The 2500-nt window shown below is 57.0% G+C and carries 1 tRNA gene and 2 rRNA genes (1 of these 3 cut by a window edge); all 3 read right to left on the reverse strand.

What is annotated here, in order from left to right:
- Positions 1 to 82 precede the first annotated feature (82 nt).
- Positions 83 to 159 (reverse strand) — tRNA-Met (locus JF539_RS27410).
- Positions 160 to 377: 218 nt separating this feature from the next.
- A 5S ribosomal RNA gene (gene rrf / locus JF539_RS27415) occupies positions 378 to 492 on the reverse strand.
- 399 nt (positions 493 to 891) lie between these two features.
- Positions 892 to 2500 (reverse strand): 23S ribosomal RNA (locus JF539_RS27420) (it continues 1111 nt past the right edge of the window).

The following is a 2500-nucleotide window of genomic DNA, read 5'->3' on the forward strand; positions in this document are numbered from 1 at the left end:
CGGGGACCCCGTCAGGATCAACTCCTCGACCCCGCGCGCAGAAAAACCAAAGGCCGCCCTGATGGACGGCCTTTGGTTTTTCTGGTTGCGGGAGCAGGATTTGAACCTGCGACCTTCAGGTTATGAGCCTGACGAGCTACCGGGCTGCTCCATCCCGCGTTATTTTTTTGGTTCCGTGGTAACGTGCCCGCCTTTGAGGGCAGAGCACAGCCCGGCATTTTTGCTTTGCGCGTCCTCGGACCTTTGGTCCTGCGGGCGTCGCGTGGGCTGCTCCACGGTGCCAGCACCGGGTGCTTTTTGAGCGATTGAGGTGCTGGTGTATTCCGGGCGTTGCCCGGGAAGGTTTTCATCGTTGAGATACAAACTGCGTTTGGCAGGCCTGGCGGCGACCTACTCTCCCACACCTTAAGATGCAGTACCATTGGCGCTGGGGAGTTTCACGGCCGAGTTCGGGATGGGATCGGGTGGGGGCTCCCCGCTGGGGCCACCAGGCCGGCGAAGCGCAGTTTTGTTTGCAAAACTGGTAGACTTTTGTCCTCACGGCCGTCCCGCTGCTTCGCAGCTGGCCTGCGGACGGCGCGCCCTGACCGGGCGGCGGCCGCTTGGCCTTGCGAACCTTTCGGTTCGGGCTCTTTTTCCTTGAGAGGTCGAGAGCCGGAGGCCTTGTGAGAACACTGGTCATTTTGTTGATTATCGATTTGTTTTTTGATCCTTGTTGTCTTTTCCAGAGCTTTTGGGGAACAAGAGTTCCGAGCGCAAGCGAGGCAAGGCCAAGTGGCCGCCGCGCACGTTTGCGCGCCCCGTCTGGAGCCAGGCCCGTCAGGGCCGTACGGCGTGAAGACAGAAGGACTTGAAGCGCTGCGCGCTTCAAGATGAGCATTGACTAATGAGAGGATCAAGCCGAACGAGCTATTAGTAAAGCTAAGCTTCATGTGTTGCCACACTTCCACACGCTTCCTATCGACGTGGTGGTCTACCACGGCTCTTCAGGGAGAGCTGGTTTTGAGGTGGGTTTCCCGCTTAGATGCTTTCAGCGGTTATCCCTTCCGTACATAGCTACCCTGCAATGCGGCTGGCGCCACAACAGGTCCACCAGAGGTACGTCCATCCCGGTCCTCTCGTACTAGGGACAGATCCTCTCAATTCTCCTACACCCACGGCAGATAGGGACCGAACTGTCTCGCGACGTTCTGAACCCAACTCACGTACCACTTTAATTGGCGAACAGCCAAACCCTTGGGACCTGCTCCAGCCCCAGGATGTGATGAGTCGACATCGAGGTGCCAAACAATGCCGTCGATATGGACTCTTGGGCATCATCAGCCTGTTATCCCCGGCGTACCTTTTATCCGTTGAGCGATGGCCCTTCCACGAGGGACCACCGGATCACTATGGCCGTCTTTCGACTCTGCTCGACTTGTCAGTCTCGCAGTCAGGCAGGCTTATGCCATTGCACTCAACGAGCGATTTCCGACCGCTCTGAGCCCACCTTCGCGCGCCTCCGTTACCATTTGGGAGGCGACCGCCCCAGTCAAACTACCCGCCACACACGGTCCCGGATATTGTTGTACCGCGGTTAGATATCCATGACGACAAGGGTGGTATTTCAAGGGTGACTCCACAAGAGCTGGCGCTCCTGCTTCAACGTCTACCACCTATCCTACACATGTCGTGACGAATACCAGTGTGAAGCTGTAGTAAAGGTGCACGGGGTCTTTCCGTCTGACCGCAGGAACCCCGCATCTTCACGGGGAATTCAATTTCACTGAGCCTATGCTGGAGACAGCGGGGAAGTCGTTACGCCATTCGTGCAGGTCGGAACTTACCCGACAAGGAATTTCGCTACCTTAGGACCGTTATAGTTACGGCCGCCGTTTACTGGGGCTTCAATTCGGTGCTTGCACACCTCCTCTTAACCTTCCAGCACCGGGCAGGCGTCAGACCCTATACGTCGCCTTGCGGCTTCGCAGAGCCCTGTGTTTTTGATAAACAGTCGCCACCCCCTGGTCTGTGCCACCCCTTTCCGGTTGCCCAGAAAGAGGTCTCCCTTCTCGCGAACTTACGGGAGCATTTTGCCGAGTTCCTTCAGCATAGTTCTCTCAAGCGCCTTGGTATGCTCTACCAGTCCACCTGTGTCGGTTTCGGGTACGGTTTATACGGTGGAGCTATTTCCTGGAACACCTTCGAAGCCTTCCCAATCCAATAAGGGAAGACAACACACGGCATCCGTCACTACCACCAAGCTGCAGAATATTAACTGCATTCCCATCGACTACGCCTTTCGGCCTCGCCTTAGGGGCCGGCTAACCCTGCGCCGATTAGCGTTGCGCAGGAACCCTTGGACTTTCGGCGAGCGGGTCTCTCACCCGCTTTATCGTTACTCATGTCAGCATTCGCACTTCTGATATCTCCAGGAGCCCTCGCGGGTCTCCCTTCGCAGACTTACAGAACGCTCCGCTACCGCGCACTTACGTGCACCCGCAGTTTCGGTGTATGGCTT

It is taken from the genome of Roseibium aggregatum, from assembly GCF_017309185.1.
GTDB lineage: Bacteria > Pseudomonadota > Alphaproteobacteria > Rhizobiales > Stappiaceae > Roseibium > Roseibium aggregatum_B.